Below are 21149 nucleotides of genomic sequence, written 5' to 3'. Positions count from 1 at the left end.
AAGAGAAGGGACTTACGCATGCGTCCAAGAATCCTCCTGACGGGTATTCCTGGTCATTACACGCGCCTCGCAAACGGCGCCAATGGCCTGTCGGTTTCCTATTCGGAACGGCAAAAACAACCCGAATCCAAGGACGAGTTTCTTCAGGAGCTTCGCAACATCAGTAACACCGGCAACTATCTGATCGGTGAGGGGGCTCTGCGCGCCATCGCGCCGCACGCCAAGCAGATTCCGTTCTGGCATCTTTACAACGCCCACAAGAACGGCACCGGTTTCGATGAGTTCAACAACAACTTCGACATCTGCGTGTTCACCTGCGCCAATCTGTTGCGCAAGGGGCTTTCTGCGGATGCCGAGGCTGATGTCTTGAGCAAGCTCAAGATGCCGATCGTCATGCTCGGCATCGGCCACCAGAACCGCAAGGACCTGGAAACAGGCCTGCCGGAGGGGACGAAGCGCCTGCTCGATGTTCTCAAGGACCGCGAGCACTATTTCCTGACCCGCGGCTACGAAACCGCCGGCTACCTCAAGGACCAGGGGTTCAAGTACGTCCGGCCAACCGGCTGCCCCTCGGTCTATTTCGCGCCGAACAACATGCGCGCCTCGATGAAGAAGTTGCCTGACGTCAAGATCGGTCAGGCAAAGACGATCTTTTCGGGCTATCTCGGCGCCAATCACGATTGCATCGTCGATGCGATCGCGCTCAACCCAGAAGGCGCCAAGCCCCAATACATCATCCAGGACGAATTCCTGCACTTCGACATGAAGGTCGAGCCGGATGCCGATGGCAGGGTCTTCGATTCCTGCTCGGGCAAGATGCTCGGCGAACTGGCTTTTCCGGGCGCTGAGCGCCAGAAGGTCCCCTTCGATGTGCGCACCTTCTTCGATACCAACATGTGGCGCGCCTGGGCCTCGCACATGGACTTCAATTTCGGCCGTCGTTTCCATGGCTCGATCATCGCCATGCAGGCAGGCGTGCCGAGCCTGATGGTGGCCGTCGACGACCGCATGCGCGAAATGCTGGGCTTTACCGGCCTGCCGTCGGTCGACGTCCAGGAGCTCGAAAAGGCGGAAAACCGGGCGGAGTTCGTTGCCAGCCATCTGGCCGGGCTGAACGCATCGGAACTGGTCGACCGTTACTCCGATCGCGAACGCAATTTCCGTACGGTGCTGCGCGAGATCGGCATCGGCCTCTAAGCCGTGATGCCTCGGACGCGTTCGATCCGAGGCGCTCAATTCATGATGTTCGGGCGGCACGGTGAGGTTTGCAGATCCGCTTCCTCGTGCCGCCCTCCCTCTTCCTCAACTCTGTGGGCCAGTCCACAAACCAGGTGTATCGATGCGTATCCTGCTCACCGGAATCCCTTCCTACCTCCAGCGTACCGTGGCGCGCGTTTCCGGTGCGACGGTTCATCACAAACCCTACTTCGACGATATCCGAAGCAAGAAGGATCTGGTCGACCAGGTCAAGAAGATCGCCAACACCGGCAACTACCTGATCGGCGAGGGCGCAGCTTATGCCTTGCGCGGTCATGACGTGACCTATGTGCCGTTCTGGCATCTGGTCAACAGCCGCGGCGCCAACGACGTCTACGATGCCCTGAACAAGGAATTTGACATGTGCGTGTTCGCTTCGGCGAACCTGCTGCGTCCGGGATACTCGGCCGATCTCGAAGCGGATGTGTTCGAGAAGCTGAAGATGCCGGTTCTGGTGATGGGCATCGGCATCCAGAAGCGTGAAGGTCTGAAAGAAAACCTGCCGGCCGGTACGTTGCGGTTCCTCGAGGTCTTGAAGCAGAAGGAAAGCTTCTTCCTGACCCGCGGCTATTTCACCGCCGAGTTCCTGCGCGCGGAGGGCATGAAGTTCGTCAAGCCGACCGGCTGCCCCTCGCTCTTCTTCGCTCCCAACGAGATGCGCCACTCCTTGACGTCGCTTGCAAACGCAGACCTTGCCTCGGCACAGAAGCTCGCGCTCGGCGGCTATCTCGGTAGCGTCGCCGACACCATCGTCGATGCCCACGCGCTCCTGAAGCCGGAGAGCGTGGCCAGCTACGTCATCCAGGACGAAATCGTCGCCTATAACCTGACGCTTCCCGTGGATGACAACGCGCCGGTCTATGACCGCTCCAGCGGCCGCATCACCGGCAAGACCGAATACAAGCATCAGGAAAAATGGCAGCGGCAGAATGAACTGATGGTGTTCTTCGACACCAACCAGTGGCGCGCCTGGTCATCGACCCGGGACCTCTGCATGGGCAGGCGCTTCCATGGCTGCGTCATTGGCATGCAGGCGGGCACGCCTTCGCTGATGATCGCCGTCGACGACCGTATGCGCGAGATGCTCGAATTCATCGGCTTCCCCTATATCGAGGCGGGCGTCTGGAATCGTGAGGCGGACAAGAAGGCGCATCTCGCCAACTTCCTGTCGAAGATCGATGCGCAGGCGGTTACCGAACGCTATTCGGCATGCGAGGCGAACTTCCAAAGTGCGCTTAAACAGGTTGGCATTTAATCTGCCCCTGACCCGGGCAGCGCCGTTGGCGCTGCTCCTTGCCGCCCTGGTCTTCTGGGCGGCGCTTTCGCGTGGCGCTCCGGCGTTCGCGGGCGAGGCTGCGGCTGCGCGCTACGGCGTCAATCGGCTCAATCTCGCCTGGCTGGAGCGCACGGATCAGGAACGCATCCTTCGCGAAATCGCCGACAGCGGCGCCACGCATGTGCGGCTATCGCTGTCGCGCCCTGTCGACAAAAGCATCGACGCTCTGGAGATTGCCAACCGGCTGGGTCTGCGGATCCTGCTCGAAATCCAGCTGTCGAACAAAAGCTATTATCCGGACAGCGTTCGCCCGCGCACCGGCTTCGGGCGCATCTGGGATATCAACCGGTTGTCCGATCTGGACCTTGATCGTTACCGCGTCGGCCTGGCGTCAGCTCTGCAGCGCATCGATGCCCTTGGCATCCGTCTGGACGCGGTAGAACCCGGAAACGAGATCAACCTCGCCGGCTATAACGGCGACCTCGCCGTCTACGAGAAGCCGGGCCAAGCGACGCCGCGACATCTCGGCGAACTCAAGGATGCCCACGCGTTCGGAAAGGGCCTCGACAACTACGTCGAGGCGCTGAAGATCACCCGCGACGCCGTAAGAGCGAGCGGCAACAGCAAGGCGATCATCGTCTCTGCCGGGCTCTCCGACATGGGAGCCAAGGAAGCGGACCGCCAGGGAATGGAGCGGCTGGACCCGGGCGAGGTGATCGCCCTTTTGAAGGCGCGGGGCATGGACGCGCTCGTCGATGCCTATGGCATTCACATCTACCCGGCGCGCAAGGATAAGGCTGCAATCACCTCGATCGTCACCAAACTTCTCGATTTCTGCGCGCCTGCCGAGCGGGGTCGGCCCTGCTGGGTGACGGAATGGGGGATTGCCAACACGGCGCGCAGCTGCCCCGTCGACGATCGCGAACGCGAAGGGGCGATGACGGCCATGCGGACGGTGTTCGAGCGGTTTTCCGAAGAAAAACGCCTGGATGCCGCCTACTACTACGACTGGGACACCCAACAGAACTACCGGCTATGGCGCTGTGGCGGGCTCAGTCCAGCCGGGGCTTTGGCCATCGCACCGTAGTACGCAGCTCGGGTGAAGAAGCCGACAATTTGCGGCGGACATGGCGATGGAACTTTGACCGTATTACACCGCGTCCCGAAAGTGTTCGTTGCTGGAATGTTTTACGTCTCATGGATGATATCGTCGTCAACGCGGGCTCAAAATCTGGCCGCGTCATCATTCATGAAAAGGCATGGGTGTCGAAATGCGCGTCGCGGATCGCGGCGCGGTACGTAGGTCGAGACCGCCATATCATGCCTGGGGTTGGCCTGGGGCACCAGGTAACATCATGGGGCGCACTTTCGTCGATGCGGTCGGATTGGCAAGTCAATCACCCCGCGGGATTAGACACCGGCCCGCGCAGCTCTTGCGACCTTCGGACACTTCGCAGCGCGGATTCTACTTGCACTTATACGAGAACTCATACACCTCGTTTCCAAGAGATCTCGCGGCCCCGACTACACATCCGCGTTCGCCTCGATCCTTAAGATATCTCTCGGCGGTGCTCTCCAGCTTTTGATCAAACGTTAAGGGAGTAACGAATTTGGGCGAGGCCTGAGAGGCCGCGACCGGCGAAACCATCAGAGATTTTTCCGATTTGTGCCGATAAACTCGAAAGGTGTCGCCCTCGAATTCAATTGTTTCACCTTCGAAATTATAGGTATTCATCCGTGCCATCTCCCTCGCAGAAGAGCAGCCTGCCAGAGTTGCGGCGGCGACTAACCCAATCACCACGATGATGCGCATCCCTCTCTCCCGATTACGACTTAGTTGGCATAGACCATGCGCTATTCTTTCGAAAGTGGTATATCCCGCGTCCTCAGAAAGGCGGCGATTACGTGCCATCGCAAGTCAACCCCTGAAGGGGTGCGTGGCGAAGTCTGTGAAACGTTCAAGTGATTCGCTGCAACGCGCAGAAACGCGGAACCTCCGATCATCTAAACCGAAAGAAAATCCGGAACACACTTGGCGTGGGGCCTAGTGGCAAGTAATACGTGAGAACACGTTGAATCAGATAAAGTTCATAGAAGAACCGACCGATTTGCGCGAAGACTGAAGAGAAAACCGATAGAAAACAGGATCGAGCATTATGACTTCGAGTATTTTGGCGGCAAGCGGTGGTGTAAAGCAGGTCATTTGCATCAATTGGGGTACGAAATATGGCGCGCCGTTCATCAACAGACTCTATGCGATGGTTGCGCGCAACATAACGCCTCCTTTCACGTTTACTTGTTTCACCGACAACCGTGTGGGGCTTAACTCGGAAATCCGGTGCGAAGATCTGCCGCCTCTCGATATTGAGAACATGCCCGTCAATACACGAGGTATCTGGCCGAAGGCGCGACTCTGGGGGCCGACGCTCGGTAACCTAAAGGGAGCGGTGCTTTTTCTCGACCTTGACCTAGTAATCGTCTCGTCGCTTGATCCCTTCTTCGAAGTCGGCGAAGCCGAGGATGTGGTGATGACGAGAAATCAAACGACGCCGTTTGAGCGTCTTGGCCAGACGTCGCTCTTCCGGTTCCCCGTGGGCAAACTCCTCCCGCTTCAGGAAAAGTTTCGATCCGACCCGCAGGGCGTCGCTGACGAGTATCGCTATGAGCAGCGCTTCGTGAGCCGGAATGCGCCCGGCGGCGCAAAGTTCTTCCCACGAAAGTGGGTTCTCCATTTCCGTCAGGATTGCCGCTGGCCTTTCCCTCTCAATTATTTCCTCGCTCCCCGTCTCCCCAAAGACGCGCTCGTGGTGATCTTCCCGCGAGGTCTTCACCCGCAGCATGCGATCGAGGGACGATATGGAACGAAGGGACCTCGCAAATCGGCACTCGAACATGTCGCTGGTGTCTTCGATCCGCAGCAAAGGAAAAATAAAGGAGCCTTTCAGTACCTGCGGCACTATATACGCCCGACGGCCTGGGTGGCCGAGCATTGGCGCGAGTAAGCATGAGTATCGAGGCTAAGATTTATCTTGTTTCATTTCGGCTCGGATGACCGAGGCAATGCGTTTCGTTTCGTCGAGTGGCTCGTAGGTGTAGGGATAGATCGTGCCTTCAAATGGCCTGGTCAGTTGCAAGGTGTTTTGAAGGTCCCTGTGGTAGCGCTCGAATTTTTCGAGCCGCGGACCTTCAACGTTAGTCAGGTCCAGCGAGAAGACTGGCTTACCAGTCGCCAGCGCTTCGCATGGCATCGTGATTGAATCCTTCGCAACAACGAAGGCATCTGCGGCAGCCATGTAGGCCAGATAGGGATTGTCGCTCAGCCGATCCCATACAAAGACATGCTCGCTTTTCAGGCTCATGAGGGCCTGCTGCGTATTGTCCTCGGATCTGCGTGAGACAGAGGCCACAACGCACCAGCCCGCATCGCTCAGTTGACGGACAGCGTGTTTGATTTTTTCAAGAGCGCCCTCGTCATAGAGGTATGCGCCGTTGGATCCCCCAACAAAGAGCGCCGCGATCGGGCGCCCGTCGGGAGAAAATCGCTGGCGCGCCTCTTCTCTCAGCGGCGCAAGTCGTGCCCAGGTGATTTGATGCGGTACCCCCACCATCTTGTGATAGTTCGGCCGATCAGCCAACTCATCCACCCAATCATGGCGCGACACGAAGACCAAATCATACCCCTCGATGCGCGGACGCTGAAGGTGGACTGTAAGGGGCCGCCCGCCATAGGCGGATTTGATCTGAAGGACTGCGGGCTCGGCGCGGAAGCCACAGGAAATTACAAGTTCAGGACGCTTCTCCCTTTTGCGGAAGAGGGGCGGTTCAAACAGCCGCTTTATGCCGCGGGTTCTACTGATTAGCTTGGCAACCGGTTCCGGATCGAATTGTCTTCCGACGCCGAGACATTGCGTAAGCGTCCCGGCTTTGCTTTCCGCGACCGCCCATACACAGCTCAGGTTTGATGATCGGCCTCCGCCACTTTGCTCTTGCAAACCACTCATTCCAATCCGAACTTTCCTCCGAATAACTCTTGGAGCCCACGCCCGTGGAAGAGTTCACTAGATTAGTGTGATTCCGCTGTTTCTGATGAAGTCCACCATGCTTCGATCTTCCACAACGTTGTCTTCGATGTATTTAATTGTTGCCGACACCTTAGTTCTGTATTTGTCGATTGAACTATCAAAGGACCAGCCTCGTTCCGTCTTTTCTTTCAGCTCCTGGACCGATTTTGCGTAATAGTGGTTGAGCTGAAGAAACTCCGCCGAATAAAAATCGGCAGCTTTCCTGTGCTTCTTAGCAAACGTTTTCCCCGCATCGTTCGACGTCCGGTCACCGTGGGACCGTGTCTGGAAGTGATGTACCGCCACTTTCGTAACTTCGACGGGATCGACAATGCATTTGAAATTGCTGGCGTCGAGATGCTGGCGCAGGGGGTCGGCAACGCGCATCGTATACTCGAGGCAAACAGGCCCTGCCGGTCGTTCAACATGCCCGCCGTGGCCAAACATGTGCCATGGCAGTGAAACATTCGGAAACCCTTCTGCACCACGCAGTGCATCCTGTAGGGTCCGCCCTTTTTTCGGCAAAAGAAATTCGTCAACGTCAATGAACGCCATACGGTCGTACCTGCCGCCAAAGTTCAGGATCGCGTGAGCGAAAGCAATGGTTTGGCCATTCAGATGCTCGCCACATTCTTCGTCGCGCATGCGCATCTTCCACGGGATGACAGTCAGTTCATCCTGGCTCAAGACATTCCGTAGTAAGTCGAACGTCCCATCAGTTGAAGCGTCGTCATAGAGATGGAAATGGCACACGCCTACGGCCTTATGAAAGCGTACCCATTCCTCGATATAGCGAACTTCATTTTTGACGCAGGCGACAAGCGCGATCCCGTGTCGGCCCGGCTCTGGCACCGGAGGGGTGATACCCAGCTCTCTGGTAAGATGCCGCTTACCCTTCAGTCCAAACATCGACGCTCCTTGGTTGTCGAGCATTGCGTCCAGCGACCTGCGTGAAGGAAGGTGAAGACCTGTCGGCTTCTTGAACATGCATTTCGCATTTTATCAAGCATCCTTGCTTTAATTCGAAAAAAATCATCAGTATAGAGAGGACAACCTAGCGTCACGGGCGCAAACGTCGTAGTGGTGCTCCAGAAGTACAGTAACCTAGGGTTGATGCTCGATGGATTTCCGCGCCCCCGGAGCGACGGCGAATGTTACGGAGGCAGGTCAATGGCGTACCCTCCTTGCCAGCTTCTCTCACATCGTCCTTGTCGCGAATAGCGAAGAGGTGAATATCCGGGAGCTTCAAGCCGAATACCCGCAGACGGCGCTCTTCGTCTTTTTCAACAAAGTTTACAAAGTTCTCGACGAGCAGTTTTCCGGAAACGCCCTGCTGGTGTCGCGCGCGCAGCCCGGAGGCGCGAACATTGTTTACCGGCACGAGGTTGCCGACGTCGTCAAATTGTTTGCGCCCGAACGGTTCCTCGGGATCATGAATATTCGCTTGGCGAGGAGCGAGCGCCTGAACACGAGTGCGGACTATCTAGGCACCTCGACGGGGCATCTCGACCTAACCGGCTTCTGCGGTGAGTTCTACCCTCAGGAGAAGTTGCCGACCAGCGGCTTCGCAATTGCGCTGTGGCTGGTCGACCAGCAGCTACCGAGCAAAATTGTGCTGGCGGGGTTTTCCGCCAAGCGGAGCGACAAATGGCGGGTCGTAGCCGTCCATGACTGGACGTTTGAGCAGGTTTTTCTGCGTCTCTTTGCCAGGGTGGGAAAGTTGTCAATCCATGATGGCGTCGCGAAAAACAGTTATGCTTCGCTTGCCTCCCGTTTCCCGGAACTGACGGCGGCTGACATTACCTCGACGATCGCTGAAGTCTTGTCCTCACGTCTCAGCCAGACAGACGCCCAAGTCGACAAGCTGATCTCATTGACGAACGTTCTGCGGTCGCTCGACGAATTCTTGCGTCGACTGAAGCCAAAGTTCTTAAAGAAACGCTAGAGGGAAGCTGTCGTTTTTGCAACGACAGTAAGCGAGGTTCGTATGGGGTCGTGGATCTCAGACACGCGCAAGCGCATATACAGAAACACGAAGTACTGGCTGATGCGCCCGGCGCCCCCATCGGCGCCCAGTCCCTTCATTGGACCGGTCGTGGTTGTTGGGTCTGCGCCGGTCTCCCACAAGCCTGCTGGATTCAACGAGAACTTCGCAGTTATTACTGTGAACGGTTCCCAGTCCGTCAGCGCTGGATGGGGAGTTGAGATCCCGGCTGTAACGATGATGATGTTCAATCAAGTCGAGGGCACGACGCCCAATGCTATCGAAGTCCGGCGCGTGCTAAAGGGGCGGCGAACGGGCGCTCTCTATGTCTTGCTCTGGAGAAAGGATGACCTTCAGCGGCTGGAAGAGGGTCTGCGCGCGTTCGACTACAGTTATGACACCCTGCAGATCGTCGATCGTTACGAGCGCATGGCGCTGCTTGACCGGGTAGCAGGCTTGCGCTCGCTGGAGCTGGATGCGGATTCTAAATGTTCAAACGGAATGAACGCAGTGCTCTTTGCTCTTCATAACGGAGCGCCGGCGGTCATCATCACTGGGATCAATCCCAATTCAGCAGGGCATGTTTACAATCAGGCAGGCCTCACACGGCTTCATACGCAGATGGACAAACAGCTCGTCGCCAAGCTCCTGCAAGCCGGTCGACCAATCTATACGGCTGACCCCCTGGTGTCAGAGGAGCTCGGCATCCCCTTGTGGAACGGGTTAGGTAGTTAGCTTAGCGGAGTCGACCTCAGTCAAAGGATCGGCGTCACCTCAGGAAGAGTAATGAGCTCAAATCGTCCATTCGCCCGTTCGCTCATCAAAATTGCCGTCCGCCTCGCGCTGGGCGGCTCGCGAGCGCATGCTCAGGATTGGTTTCCAGGTCTTAAGCTGAATCTTGCGACCGAAACTCAGGACGGCGCCATCTGGTACCGGGGAAGGCACGTCGGAACGCTTCTGTCTGCTTCCCACAGCTTACCATCGCGTCCATCGAAGCTGATGATCGTTGGCTCCGGGCCCTCCATCGAGCAGAACGATCTGACCCGCGTTGATGGATCTTCTTGCATACTCCTCAACGGAGCCTTGAGCCTCGTTCCAGATGTCATAGAAGAGCCTTTAGCAATTGCTATCGAAGACGAGCGGTTCATCTGGAGGCACTTCGAGCTTGTCCAGAAAATTCCGGGACAGAGTCTCTGTCTGTTCTCGGTGAGCGTGATCAGGGCGATCTGTGAACTGGACACGTCGTGGCTAAAGGGCCGACGGATTGCCTTGATCGACAATGTCCGGAAACCGTACCGTATCGGTCGCCGGGCGACTGCGGAATTACGCGGGCTTCCCTACACGAGGCTTACTGACGATGGTGCAGCGGGGTTTTCCGAAAGCCCGTTCACTGCTGTGTTTCAGGCTGGCTCGGTGGCCGTCTCGGCGATGCAATTCGCCGTCGGGTGGAAGCCTCGTGAAATCGGGCTTTTGGGAATTGATATTGGCAATGCTGACCAGGCGAGATTCTACGAGACGACAGACAAAGCCTATTCCGGCATTCGCAGAGCGCAGGTTCGGATCATCGATCACCTTGTCCTGGCGAAAAATGTGGCGGCCGAAAGTGGCATCGAAATCTTCAACCACTCTTCTATCTCGGCTCTGAAGGATTTCGGCTTTGGTTTCAGCGACAAAATAACGAAACCCGACTGAAGTTAGCAGATTTGGGGGCCGCGCGATGCAGACCGCTGCGCCCCCCAAACGGCTCGACATCCGGTGACTTTTTGCGCCTTAGCCGGCGCGCTGCGTTACATGCAAAACGCGGTCACGTGCAGCGAACCACTCATCGGCGTAATCGTCGTTTTTGTATTCGTCGAAGTAAGGCCCGCCATCCGTGAAGTGAACGAGGTTCGCATCCGGCGAATGCTCGTACTCGTTAACGAGCCAATTCCAGCTGGCAGGCAGTTCGCCGATGAGATCGTCGGATTCCAGCCACTTGAACTGGTGCAACTCAAGGCCGGTTGCGGTGTTGACGTAGTCAAGATCCAGTTTGCGGCACTTTGCGTTGTTAAACAAAATTACGCTGGACCAGTTCTTCTTTTCGTATTTGGTCTGAACCTGGCCCAGGAACTTCGTCTCAACCTTGGGAACATAGTTGTGCTTGACGCACATCGCGGCGTAGCGGTCGTCTCGCAAGTTCCAGAGCTTTGCGATGTCAGTCCGCATCAACATGTCGCAGTCGGCAAACAGCGACCAGCCTTCGTAATTGCTTAGGTAGGGCACTAGAAAACGTGAGAAAGAGAATTCCGTCGACTGAAGAGGATTGCGCTCGCGGGTAAAGATGTTCTCAACGTTGTTGAGAGAAATAGGCGTGAACTTCACCGGAATGGAGCTCTTCTCAAGAATACTTTGGCAAAGAACGTGGTATGCTACTACTTCTTTGCTGTCGAAACCGATGTAAATATTAGCGCTTTGCGTCATGACACTTCCGATTCTAGTTGGTTCAAAATGTCCAAGGCCTGGCTGGTTTAACCAAAAAAGATGGCAACGTGAAGCCTAGGACAATCGCGAGCTTGGCCCGCGGCATGAATCCGGCCTTCGTATGTCATCATCTCTCTCCCCAAAATTCCATCTGCTCTACCATATGGTTTCGTAACCGACGCGATCGTATCTGGCAAATCCCTTCTAGTTATCTTAGTAGCTACTTTCGGAGTGCGAACAGCCGCACTTATGAACTTCGAGCCCGGAGAGAATATGCGCAGCCTCCTATTAAAAAGAGCGGATGCTATTTACGTGCTCGTCGCCAGTTACTGCCTGTTGAGCGTTGTTCTGAAAATTCTCCGCCCGGATTCCCTCGAAATTGACGAGTCTGAACAGGCATTTCTTTCGCAGTATCTGATGCTCGGATATGGAGCTCAACCGCCGTTCTACAATTGGCTCCAATATGGCGTCGCCGCAGTCTTCGGGATCTCTGTCGCGTCGCTGACAATCCTGAAAAACGCCCTAATGTGCGGATTCCTCGTCTTTTACGGCTTGACGGTTCGAACGCTCACCGACGGCCGCTTACTTCCGGCAGTCGCCATCCTGGGAGCGCTGACGCTTCCCCCGGTTTTCCTTCTGTCTCAGCGCGATCTGTCTCATACGGTTGCCGCGCTCTTTTCGGTGTCGCTGTTCCTCTTTTGCTTCTTCCGCGTCCTCAAGCATCCTCCGAGGATTGGCGGGTATCTGTTCGTTGGCGCAGTGGTAGGTATCGGGATCTTGTCCAAGTACAACTTCGTCATCGTACCTGCGGCGGCTTTGATCGCCATTCTTCCGGAAGCAGCGTTGCGAAAGCGCATTTTCGACTGGCGCGTGCTCGCCTGCGCCGTCGCCGCTGCCACCGTCGTCGGACCGCACGCCTATTGGGTGATCAACAACCTTGGGCATGCGACCGGTGTGACCGTCGCGGAGATGAAAGAGGGGGCAGAGACCGCTCTTCTGCCGCATTCGATCGAAGGGCTAGTTTCCCTTGTGATTGCCGCAATCAAAGGTGTCGCGCCGACTGTCTTGGTTTTCGCTGCAGCCTTCTATGCGGATATAGGCAAGATCCTGCGCGCCGAAAGCATTTGGACACGGGTCGTCGGAAGAATGCTCGTTGCTAGCTTCGTTCTGGTAGCGCTGATTGTTATTGCAATGGGTGCAACGCACATTCGCGTGAAATGGCTGGCACTCTTTACTGCGCTTCTGCCACTCTATTTGACGCTCAAGATTGATGCTGCCCGCATCGATCCGGGCCCGCGGCTCCCGGTACTTTTATTGGTCGCCGGTGTTACCTCGGTCGGCGTTATCCTGATGCTGTGGGCGCGGGTTTTCATTGGTCCTGTGATCGGCGACTACTCCTTTGCGCATACGCCCTATAATGGCTTTGCACGAGCCGTGAGCGCCGAGAGGGGAGTGCCGCCTGCCGCGATTGTGGTTGACGATCGGATCGTGGCGGGCAATCTGAGGATCCAGTTCCCCGGCACCCCAATCATTCTCCCGGGCTTTTCCCCGGACCTAGAGGGCGAGAGCATTGTGCCGCGAGGCCGAATCTTGGCCGTATGGCCGGCGGAAGGTGCGAACCGCGAAAAGCTTCCGCCGCGTATTGAGAGGCTACTGGCGGAACAGAATTTCGCTGTTACCAGTCCAGAGCCGGCCTTCGTGTCAATTCCATACAACGCCGGGCGTCCCGGCGATGTTTACGCGTTCGGCTACATGTGGGCGAATTCCAACTGACTTCCAGAGCGGCGGGACATACAGACCGCAAGCTCGTCCTTGTTGCGAATGAAGGGGAGGCCGATCTGTTCAGAGAGCTCCGGCTCTGTCGTAAACACGTCACCCCGCTCCTTCAGGAGATTAAGGACGAAAGTGTCTTCCGCAATTTGACGTCGCTCCTTGCCCTTGTCGTTGTAGGAATGCCCCATCTGGGTCAGCGAGAAGCCGGTCAAGGTGACAGAGGGTACACCGACGAACAGCCCGTAGCAGAGAGCCGCCACGCCGTTCGTCACCTTGCCGACGTCTCCCACGTCAGCAGGAAGGCCCCCGGTGACATGGCTCACGATTGCTTCGCGCTCGGCCTTCGTAGCGCGCATCAAGCTCTTGTAGCGTACGCTTGGCTTCAAGAGCAGTTTGAGATGCATGACCCAGAGAGGTCTTCTGTGGAGCCAGAGCAGGCCTCTGGTTCTTACAAAGGGATGCTCTCCCCAGGATTTCTTACGTTTGCGGAACGTCAGGTCTGCCGCGGGGAGGCCCAAAGCGTTTGCCGTCTTGCCAGAGTTGTTCACGTCAACGCGGGCACAATGTCCGATCAGGTCGGATGGCAGGGTGGGACGAGGTGCCGATCCGAAGATCAGCCAAGGCACGTCGAGGATCCCGAGTTGCGCCAGCCAGCGGCGATGGGTTTCGCGAAGCTCTTCAATCGTCACAAGCTCACTCGTCATCAGCGGGTTCCAGGATCGCAACTAATTCGCGGCTGCTGTGTACGGACTTCCGGCAAAGCAGGTTTCCATTGAACCATATGCGAAAAACACCTCCAGCCAACTGGAATATGTCAAAAAACTGGCAACTGCCTAATTTTGCCACTTTGATCTGATTTCCGGGCACTTTAAAAAGGCTCACCAACTAGGATACCAAAATGACTGTTCGTGACGCAGTGCTGGCTTCAATTACTCGAACCTTAGGCACTGCGGCAGACGGCATAGCGGCGCTCGCCGCCGAGTTAGCTCGGCAAGCAGAATTGTCCAAAAGTTTCATCGAAGCTGTCGATTTGCTCGCCTCGCGCGGTGGACGGGTAGTCGTCGCCGGAGTTGGCAAGAGCGGGCATATCGGCCGCAAGATCGCGGCGACGCTCGCTTCGACGGGGACTTCCGCCTACTTCGTGCATCCGACGGAGGCAAGCCACGGAGATCTCGGCATGATCACGGCGCAAGATTTGCTGGTTCTTTTGTCTTGGTCGGGAGAAACGCTCGAACTCGGCAACATGCTGACCTATTCCAAGCGGTTCAATGTACCGGTGATTTGCATCACATCTAGTTTGGAAAGCACAATTGCGCGCAACTCCACTATCGCGATTGTTCTTCCAAAAGTGCAGGAAGCGTGTCCGCATGGACTTGCGCCGACAACGTCGGCATTGCTGCAGCTGGCGGTTGGTGACGCCCTGGCGATTGCCCTGCTCGAGAAAAGGGGGTTTTCGCCCGCCGACTTCAAGACATTCCATCCCGGCGGCAAGCTAGGTTCACAGTTAATGCTTGCCGAAGAGCTCGCCCACTCTGGTGATGCCATGCCCTTGCTATCTTCCGGCGCGCCCATGAGCGAAGCTGTGATCCAGATGTCTTCAAAAGGGTTCGGAGTCGTTGGCATTTTGGGTGCAGACGGTAAGCTGGCCGGAATCATCACCGACGGAGACCTGCGCCGACACATGTCCTCAGACCTTCTGGCCCTGACCGTTGATTTGGTAATGTCGCACAGCCCTCGCGTTATTCCCCGCAACTTGCTGGCCAGCGCCGCAATGGAACTCATGCAATCGCAAAAGATAACGGTTCTGTTCGTTGTAGGTGATTTGGGCGAGCCAACGGGTATCCTGCATGTGCATGATTTGTTGCGTGCCGGCGTCGCCTAGCTTTCGGTCTGACCTAACGACGATAGATGGCCTGCCGCGCTGCTCCGTGCAGTGAAATTGGCAAAGGGGGCATGTTGACCGGAATTCCACATCATCGGGGTTACAGACCCGACCTCGACGGCCTGCGGGCCGTGGCAATCTTATCGGTTCTACTTTTCCATGCCGGGTTCGGTATCTTCGGTGGGGGATTTGTCGGGGTGGACGTGTTTTTCGTCCTTTCCGGCTTCTTCATGGCCAGAACTATCTTAAGCTCTCTCGAGCGAGGCAGCTTCAGTTTCATTGAGTTTTACGCAGGCCGCATGCGCCGAATATTCCCGGCGCTGTTCGTCATGATGGCGATTTGCGCTGTCGCTGCATGGTTTATATTCATGCCTCGGGAGCTCACGTATTTTTCCAGTAGCCTAGGCGCCGCTGCGGTATTTGTCTCGAATATTTTGTTTCGACAGGAGAGCGGTTATTTCGATATTGATTCCGACTTGAAACCCCTGCTTCATACTTGGTCTCTTTCTGTCGAAGAGCAATTCTACATCGTATTCCCGGTCGCGTTATTTATATGTTACAAAGTTTCTCGCAAAAAAATACTCATAGTTGTTCTTTCAGTTTTGGCCTTGTCCTTCGCCGTTAGTGCTGTTGAGGTCTACGATAATCCGCAGAAGGCGTTTTATCTGCTGCACTTTCGCGTCTGGGAGTTGTTGATAGGTGCCGCCGTTGCTCTTTTGCCACATCCGACCTGTTCGGGACGGATGAGGCAGATGCTAACGGGGGTCGGGCTCCTCATGGTGTTCTCGGCCATCTTCCTCTATTCGCCAAGCACTGCCTTTCCTGGCTTGGCCGCCGCACTTCCTTGCCTTGGAACGGCACTCATAATCCATGCGCATTGCCAAGACGGCCCGTTCGCGCGGTTGCTCGACAACTCCGTTTCCGTCTTTATTGGGCGGATATCATATTCGCTCTATCTCTGGCATTGGCCCCTCCTCGTTTATGCCCGCTACCTTCTTGACGGAGCTCTCACGTCTGAGCTCGCTTTGCTTATCGTCGCGCTCTCCTTCGTGGCGGCTTATGTTTCGTGGCGGTTCGTAGAGCAGCCTTTTCGCCATGGAAGGCTTGCCCTCTCGGGCGCGCCTATGTTCATGCTGAGCGGCACAACAATTGCCAGCGCCGTTGCCTTCGCACTCTTCGTTAACAACCTAGATGGGGTGCCACAAAGGTTGCCCGACGAAGCTCGCACGCTTTATGAAGCTACCTTCGACGACAGCCCATTCTTCCGGGCGGAGTGTTTCACCGATTCTAACGGAAACGGCCTAACGCCGGACCAGATACGAAAAGGTGAGCTTTGCAGACTAGGAGACAGGACCAAGGATAGCCCGTTGTTTGTTGTATGGGGGGATTCTCATGCTGCCGCGCTTGCGCCGGCGATCGATCTCGCTGCTCGCGAAGCGGGAGTGGCGGGTGTCTTTGTTGGTAGAGGTTCTTGCCCGCCGCTGCCGGAGGCAGATTTCGGACCATCCTGGGCGGTGAAACGATGTGTCGATCACAATTCGGCAGTGATGGCCTTCATCGAACAGGGGAGATTTCCGTACGTGTTCATGGTGGGTTACTGGCCGAAATACGTTCACAGAGCGGAGTTGCCACGCCGAGGGCACGTCTTTGACCCGAGCGTTCCACCCTCGACAGCGGACTGGTCAGCGCCTGTTAAAAAAAGTCTCGAGGAGACCATAGCCCATTTCTCTCGGCAGGGAACGACAACAGTTTTGGTGATGGATGTGCCGGAAATGGGCCACGAGGTTCCCGAAGCACTCGCCCGTGCGGTTGTCCGCGGTAGCACCCTAGAGATAGCCCCTTCTCTGGAGTACACCTACAAACGACAGGCCTTGGCACGTGCGGTTCTAACAGAAGTCGCGAAGGCCACGGGATCGTTGCTCGTTGATCCGCTGAGTGCCATTTGCGACGCAGTCCGTTGCCATGCCATGCGTGGCGGCACTGTGCTGTATAAGGACGAAGATCATTTGTCTGGAAAGGGAGCAACGAGTCTTGCCAAGGTGTTCCGTCCGGTGCTGGATTTGATCGATGTGAGCCAACTATCTCGCAACTCAGCACCGCGTTCCTGATATCCTCATTTTATCCGACATTCGTGAGGCTAGTTGCTGGAGCTCTGCGGGGAGCAGCGCTGGGCCATCGGCGGTCTGGGCACACTCTGCGTCCCTGATCAGGGACGCCATGTTGACGAAACCTTCCCCGGTGAGCGCCCCTTCCCGAGTGCGCTGGCGGATCTGGCGTAGACGTTTACGTTGCGAACGTCTGGTGCAGCTGTTAAAGGTACAAGTTGAATACACACAGCACTGAGTGGGGGGGTGTTTTGCGTATCGATGATGAACAGTTGCGAGTTGCAACCCTGGAATTTGTTCTGCGACGCCTCGTAGCGAAGGCGCTGGAACACACCCCTGGCACCGACCTAACGCACGATGTACTAAGCGGGGTTGATCAACTGACGCCTTCGTTCGCAACCGAGGATATAGACCCAAATGAGGTCAGAACTAGGATGCGTGCCCAGGCAGATGCAATCCTTAGTTGGGCAATGGACAAAAGCGGAACGGTCCAGTCACCGATCAAAGGTCGTCCACTCTCGGAGACCCACTATCGTGATTGGCGCTAGTGCAGATGCTTGGAATAACCTCCAATCAGAGCTTGCGTCGCCAGCGCGGCCAACAATTCGTGCCTCCTCGGTGATGGGCCTTACGGGGAAATCCGGTTCTCCTTGGTGACGCCGGCGCGCCTGCGGGTGAACATGAGCCTCACCACCAAAGCCTCGAGCGTTGCAAGGACCTTGCCGTCTAGGACGCATGACGTATCTCGTGTTTGTGCACCCTGAGCACGGCTCGCGGCTCTTCGCTGCCGTGATCGTCTGCAGGCGGGAGGTCGGGCATTGCACCGATGATGGGTATTTAACGGGAGAAGGGCAGGTAATTTAGTTGCGCCTTCATTAGCTTAGGCTGTAGGGTTGCTTTCGGGTGGAATTTTCATCAACTTTGTTGCCGACCTTTCCGTCACTTATTCCAACGTCCGACGAGTTCGGCTGCTCGGGATGAACAGGTTGAAGACGGCAATTCTGATCAATGATACGTCCACAAAAGCACATCTTGGATGTCGTGTTGTCGTTAGCCAAATCGCTCGGTTGGCGAAATCGGCGGGAATTCGGATCGCTACATCTGCGTCAGTTCACACCGACTGGCGAGAGCATCCGGACCTTCTCACATCCATGCGATCTGCAGATCTCGTGATTGTCAATGGTGAGGGAACTCTGCACGATGGCACGAGGCAAGCGAGTGCGCTTGCCGAGGTCGCCCCCTTCTGCAAGGCTGCCGGTGTCCCAAGTTTTCTGATCAACAGCGTATACGAACGAAACGACGCGGCAATTGCAAAAGCATGTCAGGCGTTCGAGAAGATTTATGTTCGAGAGTCTGTCAGCGGTTACGAAGCACGGCAGGTCGGATTGACGGTTGAGGTTGTGCCAGATCTCACATTGTCGAGTGATGTTATGAAGCCATTCTTGGGCGGACCAAGGACAGCTACAATCATCGTGACCGACAACGCCAACAGAAATGTTGCAAAAAATGCCCAGGAGGAGGCGCTGAGGAGAAATCATACTTCTTTTCTTCACCTCGACACCTCAGAGCCGAACAATCCGTTTTTAGGGGAAGGGGAGATACCAGACTTGGTTTTCATGGACTCTGGTATGGTGGCTCAGGCGCCGCGCCCTTCTCAACGCCGACAGATCAGTCCCATACGCGCATTCAGAAAATCGCTGTTTAAGCCGAATATGTTGCGGCGTATGGAGATGACCCGACAATTCGGCGAACCTCTATCTTCCCAACAGATACTCTCGCGAATTGCCTCGGCTCGAGGAGTCATCGGGGGCCGCTTCCATGCGGTATGTATGTCGATACTGTCTGGAACGCCATTTGTCGGGATGTCATCGAACACTTCAAAAATGATCGGTATGTTAACTGACGCGGGACTTACAAGGTTTCTGGCCGACGATGCAAAGATTGCATTCGATAAAATAGATCAGTGGCGGAATGCCGATTACGATGCAACTGCTGCCTACATTCAGAAAGCACGCCGAGACGCGAAGTCTATGTTCGAGGAAATCGCGAATCTCGCAAACTAACGCCTCCGGACCTGATACAACGGCACATTTGATTTTCTTGGAACCGACAGGACTCGCCAAACGGTTAACACGGCCATATAGAAACGGGAGTTTGACAATGTCGCTGATATGCACAAGGGATCAGCTAATTGAGGGTGAAGCATTCAAAACGGCCGACAGGCGATTCTGAAGCAATCACGCGAGTTCTTCGGCGCGTTGTCGCCGAAAACGCTCGCGACCACATCTGGGGATACGCATTCGCTATTGGCTGCCTTCTTATAATGGCGGCGACGACGGGCTTTACAGCCTGGATCATGGAAACCGTGATCAACGAAGCGTTCGCCAACAAGCGAGGAGATGTCGTTGTTGTCGTCTGTATTTCGCTTTTTGCCGCCTTTGTATTGAGGGGTTTAGCAACTTATGGGCAAGCGGTCACCCTCTCTAGTATAGGTAACAACATCGTCGCGAACTATAAGCGGCGGCTGTACTCACACCTGATGGCGCTGAGCGTCGGTTATTATCACGAGCAACGCTCGGCACGTCTGCTTGCAAAAATTAATCAAAATGTCGGCGGCATCCGCGACGTGTTGAATGTAACCGTGACTTCGATCGCTCGTGATCTCCTCACGCTCATCGGGTTGATCGGCGTGATGTTCAGCAAGGATTGGGTGCTTTCACTTATCATTTTTCTCGTAGCGCCCATGTTGGTCCTCGGGTTGCGCTACATCTCGAAGCGGCTTCGACTGGCAACTCGCGAGGCAGTGGAGGCAAATAGCCGCGTCCTCGGGGCGATGCAGGAAACGATCCAGGGCATTTCTATCGTCAAGGCTTTTACGATGGAGCAGGAGTTGTGCCGCAAGGTCGATGCGACTATCGAGCGTGCCGAAAGTCGTGCCAACCGAATTGCGCGCCTGAGCGAGCGCACAGCCCCAATGACAGACACGTTTGCCGGTTTGGCAATTTCAAGTGTGCTTGCCTATGCCGCCTTTCGGGCGATCTATAGCGACGTGCCCCCTGGGGCGTTCTTCGCATTCGTTACAGCACTTCTCCTAGCGTATGATCCAGCCCGACGCCTGGCGCGTTTGCAGGTATCCTTGGAACGCGCTGCCGTGAATGCCCATATGCTCTACGAAATCCTTGATACAGTTCCGCATCAGCGGGATCACCCCGAGGCTAGGGAGCTGAAACTGAGAGACGCGACGGTGGAGTTGCGAAACGTCCACTTTGGCTATGGCAAGGAAGATGAGATCCTGAAAGGCGTGAGTTTCCGTGCTGAAGGCGGAAAGACGACAGCGCTGGTCGGTCCTTCTGGGGCCGGCAAGTCCACTATCATTAGCCTCATCCCGCGATTTTATGATGCCTTATCCGGGCAAATCCTGATTGATGGTCAGGACATAGCCGAAGTTACCAAGCACTCTCTGCGCAACAATCTCGCGTATGTCTCGCAGCAGCCTTATCTCTTCGAAGGCTCCATCCGAGACAATATCCGCTATGGTCGGCCCGAAGCCACGGACGCTGAGATTGAAGAGGCAGCACGCCTCGCCTATGCGCATGACTTCATCTTAGCGCAGCCGAAGGGATATGATACTCCCGTGGGCGAGCAGGGCATGACGCTTTCGGGCGGCCAGCGGCAACGCATATCGATCGCTCGTGCCCTCGTGCGCAATGCCCCCATTCTTCTTCTTGACGAGGCAACGTCCGCGCTAGACGCAGAGTCGGAAGCGGCCGTCCAAAAGGCGCTCGAGGAGGCCATGAGCGGACGCACCGTTATTGTAATAGCCCACCGGGTCTCCACGGTAGTCAACGCTGATAAGATAGTCGTTATGAAGGATGGCCGGGTCGTCGAGGAAGGTACACATCGAGAGCTTGCCCAGCGAAATGGGGCCTATGCACGGCTGCACAATCTAAATAACCGACCTCCAGTACTGAAAGTGTTCGCTGACCCCGTTTAGCGACGTTTGAGGCGATGTATAACACTATTGCGAGATACCGCACGTGAGTGGGCGGATTCAGATTCGCAATCTGGGAGGTCAGCGAAATGGAGTGGGAGAAGGCCGGCAGAGCGAGGATGATGTTACGCTTCCCAACACATCGAAAACAAATTGCCGATGCAAACTTCCTCGCTATATCCGATTTACTCGAAGCCTACGGCAGAACTGCTATCGCTCGCGATGAACTGCGCAAGCAGGAGGTCTCGGGTCTCGGACCCAGCTCGGGCGAAAGAATATGAGACCCTGTGCCAAAAGTTGGAACATGACCTCCTAAGAATGCTAGCCGCGGCCATTCCACGCACTAGCCGCTAGCGATCG

Annotated in this window: 17 protein-coding genes; 12 read left to right on the top strand and 5 right to left on the bottom strand. The window is 56.0% G+C overall.

Going from position 1 to position 21149, the window contains the following annotated elements; translation table 11 throughout:
• Positions 1-18 precede the first annotated feature (18 nt).
• The 3 genes from AC3WVQ_RS25140 (at position 19) to AC3WVQ_RS25130 (ending at position 3620) form a co-directional block, all read left to right on the top strand.
• Positions 19-1197, top strand: a complete 1179-nt coding sequence (locus AC3WVQ_RS25140; RefSeq protein ID WP_060521073.1) for a polysaccharide pyruvyl transferase family protein — start codon at positions 19-21, stop codon at positions 1195-1197.
• Positions 1198-1339: 142 nt separating this feature from the next.
• Positions 1340-2512, top strand: a complete 1173-nt coding sequence (locus AC3WVQ_RS25135; protein ID WP_492383134.1) for a polysaccharide pyruvyl transferase family protein — start codon at positions 1340-1342, stop codon at positions 2510-2512.
• Positions 2513-2558: 46 nt separating this feature from the next.
• Positions 2559-3620 (top strand): glycoside hydrolase, encoded by a 1062-nt coding sequence (locus AC3WVQ_RS25130; protein ID WP_492383306.1) that lies wholly within the window; start codon positions 2559-2561, stop codon positions 3618-3620.
• 378 nt (positions 3621-3998) lie between these two features.
• On the opposite strand, the gene AC3WVQ_RS25125 is transcribed toward AC3WVQ_RS25130, so the two are convergent.
• On the bottom strand, positions 3999-4346 hold the full coding sequence (locus AC3WVQ_RS25125; RefSeq protein ID WP_492383133.1) for a hypothetical protein: 348 nt from the start codon (positions 4344-4346) through the stop codon (positions 3999-4001).
• A gap of 343 nt (positions 4347-4689) precedes the next feature.
• Here AC3WVQ_RS25125 and AC3WVQ_RS25120 point away from each other — a divergent pair, with 343 nt between their 5' ends.
• Positions 4690-5535, top strand: a complete 846-nt coding sequence (locus tag AC3WVQ_RS25120) for a glycosyl transferase (RefSeq protein WP_134886928.1) — start codon at positions 4690-4692, stop codon at positions 5533-5535.
• A 15-nt stretch (positions 5536-5550) separates the two neighbouring features.
• Here AC3WVQ_RS25120 and AC3WVQ_RS25115 read toward each other — a convergent pair whose 3' ends face one another.
• Complete coding sequence (locus AC3WVQ_RS25115; RefSeq protein WP_492383132.1) at positions 5551-6534, bottom strand: mitochondrial fission ELM1 family protein; 984 nt, start codon at positions 6532-6534, stop codon at positions 5551-5553.
• A gap of 57 nt (positions 6535-6591) precedes the next feature.
• Positions 6592-7503 (bottom strand): glycosyltransferase family 92 protein, encoded by a 912-nt coding sequence (locus AC3WVQ_RS25110; RefSeq protein WP_492383131.1) that lies wholly within the window; start codon positions 7501-7503, stop codon positions 6592-6594.
• Positions 7504-7714: 211 nt separating this feature from the next.
• On the opposite strand from AC3WVQ_RS25110, the gene AC3WVQ_RS25105 reads away from it, so the two are divergent.
• The 3 genes from AC3WVQ_RS25105 to AC3WVQ_RS25095 are packed head-to-tail and all read left to right on the top strand — an operon-like array spanning position 7715 to position 10270.
• Complete coding sequence (locus AC3WVQ_RS25105) at positions 7715-8539, top strand: 3-deoxy-manno-octulosonate cytidylyltransferase (protein WP_112985404.1); 825 nt, start codon at positions 7715-7717, stop codon at positions 8537-8539.
• A 42-nt stretch (positions 8540-8581) separates the two neighbouring features.
• Positions 8582-9313, top strand: a complete 732-nt coding sequence (locus tag AC3WVQ_RS25100; protein WP_134886925.1) for a membrane-anchored protein — start codon at positions 8582-8584, stop codon at positions 9311-9313.
• Between the two features lie 51 nt (positions 9314-9364).
• Positions 9365-10270: a glycosyl transferase gene (locus tag AC3WVQ_RS25095; protein WP_112985406.1), complete on the top strand. Its 906-nt coding sequence runs from the start codon at positions 9365-9367 to the stop codon at positions 10268-10270.
• A gap of 78 nt (positions 10271-10348) precedes the next feature.
• Here AC3WVQ_RS25095 and AC3WVQ_RS25090 read toward each other — a convergent pair whose 3' ends face one another.
• Entirely contained in the window at positions 10349-11038 is a 690-nt protein-coding gene (locus AC3WVQ_RS25090; RefSeq protein WP_112985407.1) for a glycosyltransferase family protein, read from the bottom strand.
• A gap of 273 nt (positions 11039-11311) precedes the next feature.
• Here AC3WVQ_RS25090 and AC3WVQ_RS25085 point away from each other — a divergent pair, with 273 nt between their 5' ends.
• The gene (locus tag AC3WVQ_RS25085; RefSeq protein WP_492383130.1) at positions 11312-12811 is read left to right on the top strand and encodes a glycosyltransferase family 39 protein; all 1500 of its coding nucleotides are present in this window, start codon (positions 11312-11314) and stop codon (positions 12809-12811) included.
• Here AC3WVQ_RS25085 and AC3WVQ_RS25080 read toward each other — a convergent pair.
• On the bottom strand, positions 12787-13515 hold the full coding sequence (locus AC3WVQ_RS25080; RefSeq protein ID WP_492383129.1) for a hypothetical protein: 729 nt from the start codon (positions 13513-13515) through the stop codon (positions 12787-12789). The two genes, AC3WVQ_RS25085 and AC3WVQ_RS25080, sit on opposite strands and share 25 nt — an antisense overlap.
• A gap of 194 nt (positions 13516-13709) precedes the next feature.
• On the opposite strand from AC3WVQ_RS25080, the gene AC3WVQ_RS25075 reads away from it, so the two are divergent.
• The 4 genes from AC3WVQ_RS25075 (at position 13710) to AC3WVQ_RS25060 (ending at position 20792) form a co-directional block, all read left to right on the top strand.
• Positions 13710-14693, top strand: a complete 984-nt coding sequence (locus AC3WVQ_RS25075) for a KpsF/GutQ family sugar-phosphate isomerase (RefSeq protein WP_492383128.1) — start codon at positions 13710-13712, stop codon at positions 14691-14693.
• 71 nt (positions 14694-14764) lie between these two features.
• A complete protein-coding gene (locus AC3WVQ_RS25070; protein ID WP_492383127.1) occupies positions 14765-16801 on the top strand; it encodes an acyltransferase family protein in 2037 nt (678 codons plus the stop codon).
• 983 nt (positions 16802-17784) lie between these two features.
• Positions 17785-18861: a polysaccharide pyruvyl transferase family protein gene (locus AC3WVQ_RS25065; RefSeq protein ID WP_492383126.1), complete on the top strand. Its 1077-nt coding sequence runs from the start codon at positions 17785-17787 to the stop codon at positions 18859-18861.
• A gap of 128 nt (positions 18862-18989) precedes the next feature.
• Positions 18990-20792: an ABC transporter ATP-binding protein gene (locus AC3WVQ_RS25060; protein ID WP_492383125.1), complete on the top strand. Its 1803-nt coding sequence runs from the start codon at positions 18990-18992 to the stop codon at positions 20790-20792.
• Positions 20793-21149: the final 357 nt, after the last annotated feature.

The sequence above is a fragment of the Ensifer sp. EB106-05-01-XG146 genome, from assembly GCF_058791875.1.
This window is presented reverse-complemented; position numbering and strand designations above follow the sequence as displayed.

Coding starts and splice junctions, on each gene's coding strand:
- AC3WVQ_RS25140 (WP_060521073.1), top strand. CDS start 19: ATGCGTCCAAGAATCCTCCTGACGGGTATTCCTGGTCATTACACGCGC.
- AC3WVQ_RS25135 (WP_492383134.1), top strand. CDS start 1,340: ATGCGTATCCTGCTCACCGGAATCCCTTCCTACCTCCAGCGTACCGTG.
- AC3WVQ_RS25125 (WP_492383133.1), bottom strand. CDS start 4,346: ATGCGCATCATCGTGGTGATTGGGTTAGTCGCCGCCGCAACTCTGGCA.
- AC3WVQ_RS25120 (WP_134886928.1), top strand. CDS start 4,690: ATGACTTCGAGTATTTTGGCGGCAAGCGGTGGTGTAAAGCAGGTCATT.
- AC3WVQ_RS25115 (WP_492383132.1), bottom strand. CDS start 6,534: ATGAGTGGTTTGCAAGAGCAAAGTGGCGGAGGCCGATCATCAAACCTG.
- AC3WVQ_RS25110 (WP_492383131.1), bottom strand. CDS start 7,503: ATGTTTGGACTGAAGGGTAAGCGGCATCTTACCAGAGAGCTGGGTATC.
- AC3WVQ_RS25105 (WP_112985404.1), top strand. CDS start 7,715: ATGGATTTCCGCGCCCCCGGAGCGACGGCGAATGTTACGGAGGCAGGT.
- AC3WVQ_RS25100 (WP_134886925.1), top strand. CDS start 8,582: ATGGGGTCGTGGATCTCAGACACGCGCAAGCGCATATACAGAAACACG.
- AC3WVQ_RS25095 (WP_112985406.1), top strand. CDS start 9,365: ATGAGCTCAAATCGTCCATTCGCCCGTTCGCTCATCAAAATTGCCGTC.
- AC3WVQ_RS25090 (WP_112985407.1), bottom strand. CDS start 11,038: ATGACGCAAAGCGCTAATATTTACATCGGTTTCGACAGCAAAGAAGTA.
- AC3WVQ_RS25085 (WP_492383130.1), top strand. CDS start 11,312: ATGCGCAGCCTCCTATTAAAAAGAGCGGATGCTATTTACGTGCTCGTC.
- AC3WVQ_RS25080 (WP_492383129.1), bottom strand. CDS start 13,515: ATGACGAGTGAGCTTGTGACGATTGAAGAGCTTCGCGAAACCCATCGC.
- AC3WVQ_RS25075 (WP_492383128.1), top strand. CDS start 13,710: ATGACTGTTCGTGACGCAGTGCTGGCTTCAATTACTCGAACCTTAGGC.
- AC3WVQ_RS25070 (WP_492383127.1), top strand. CDS start 14,765: ATGTTGACCGGAATTCCACATCATCGGGGTTACAGACCCGACCTCGAC.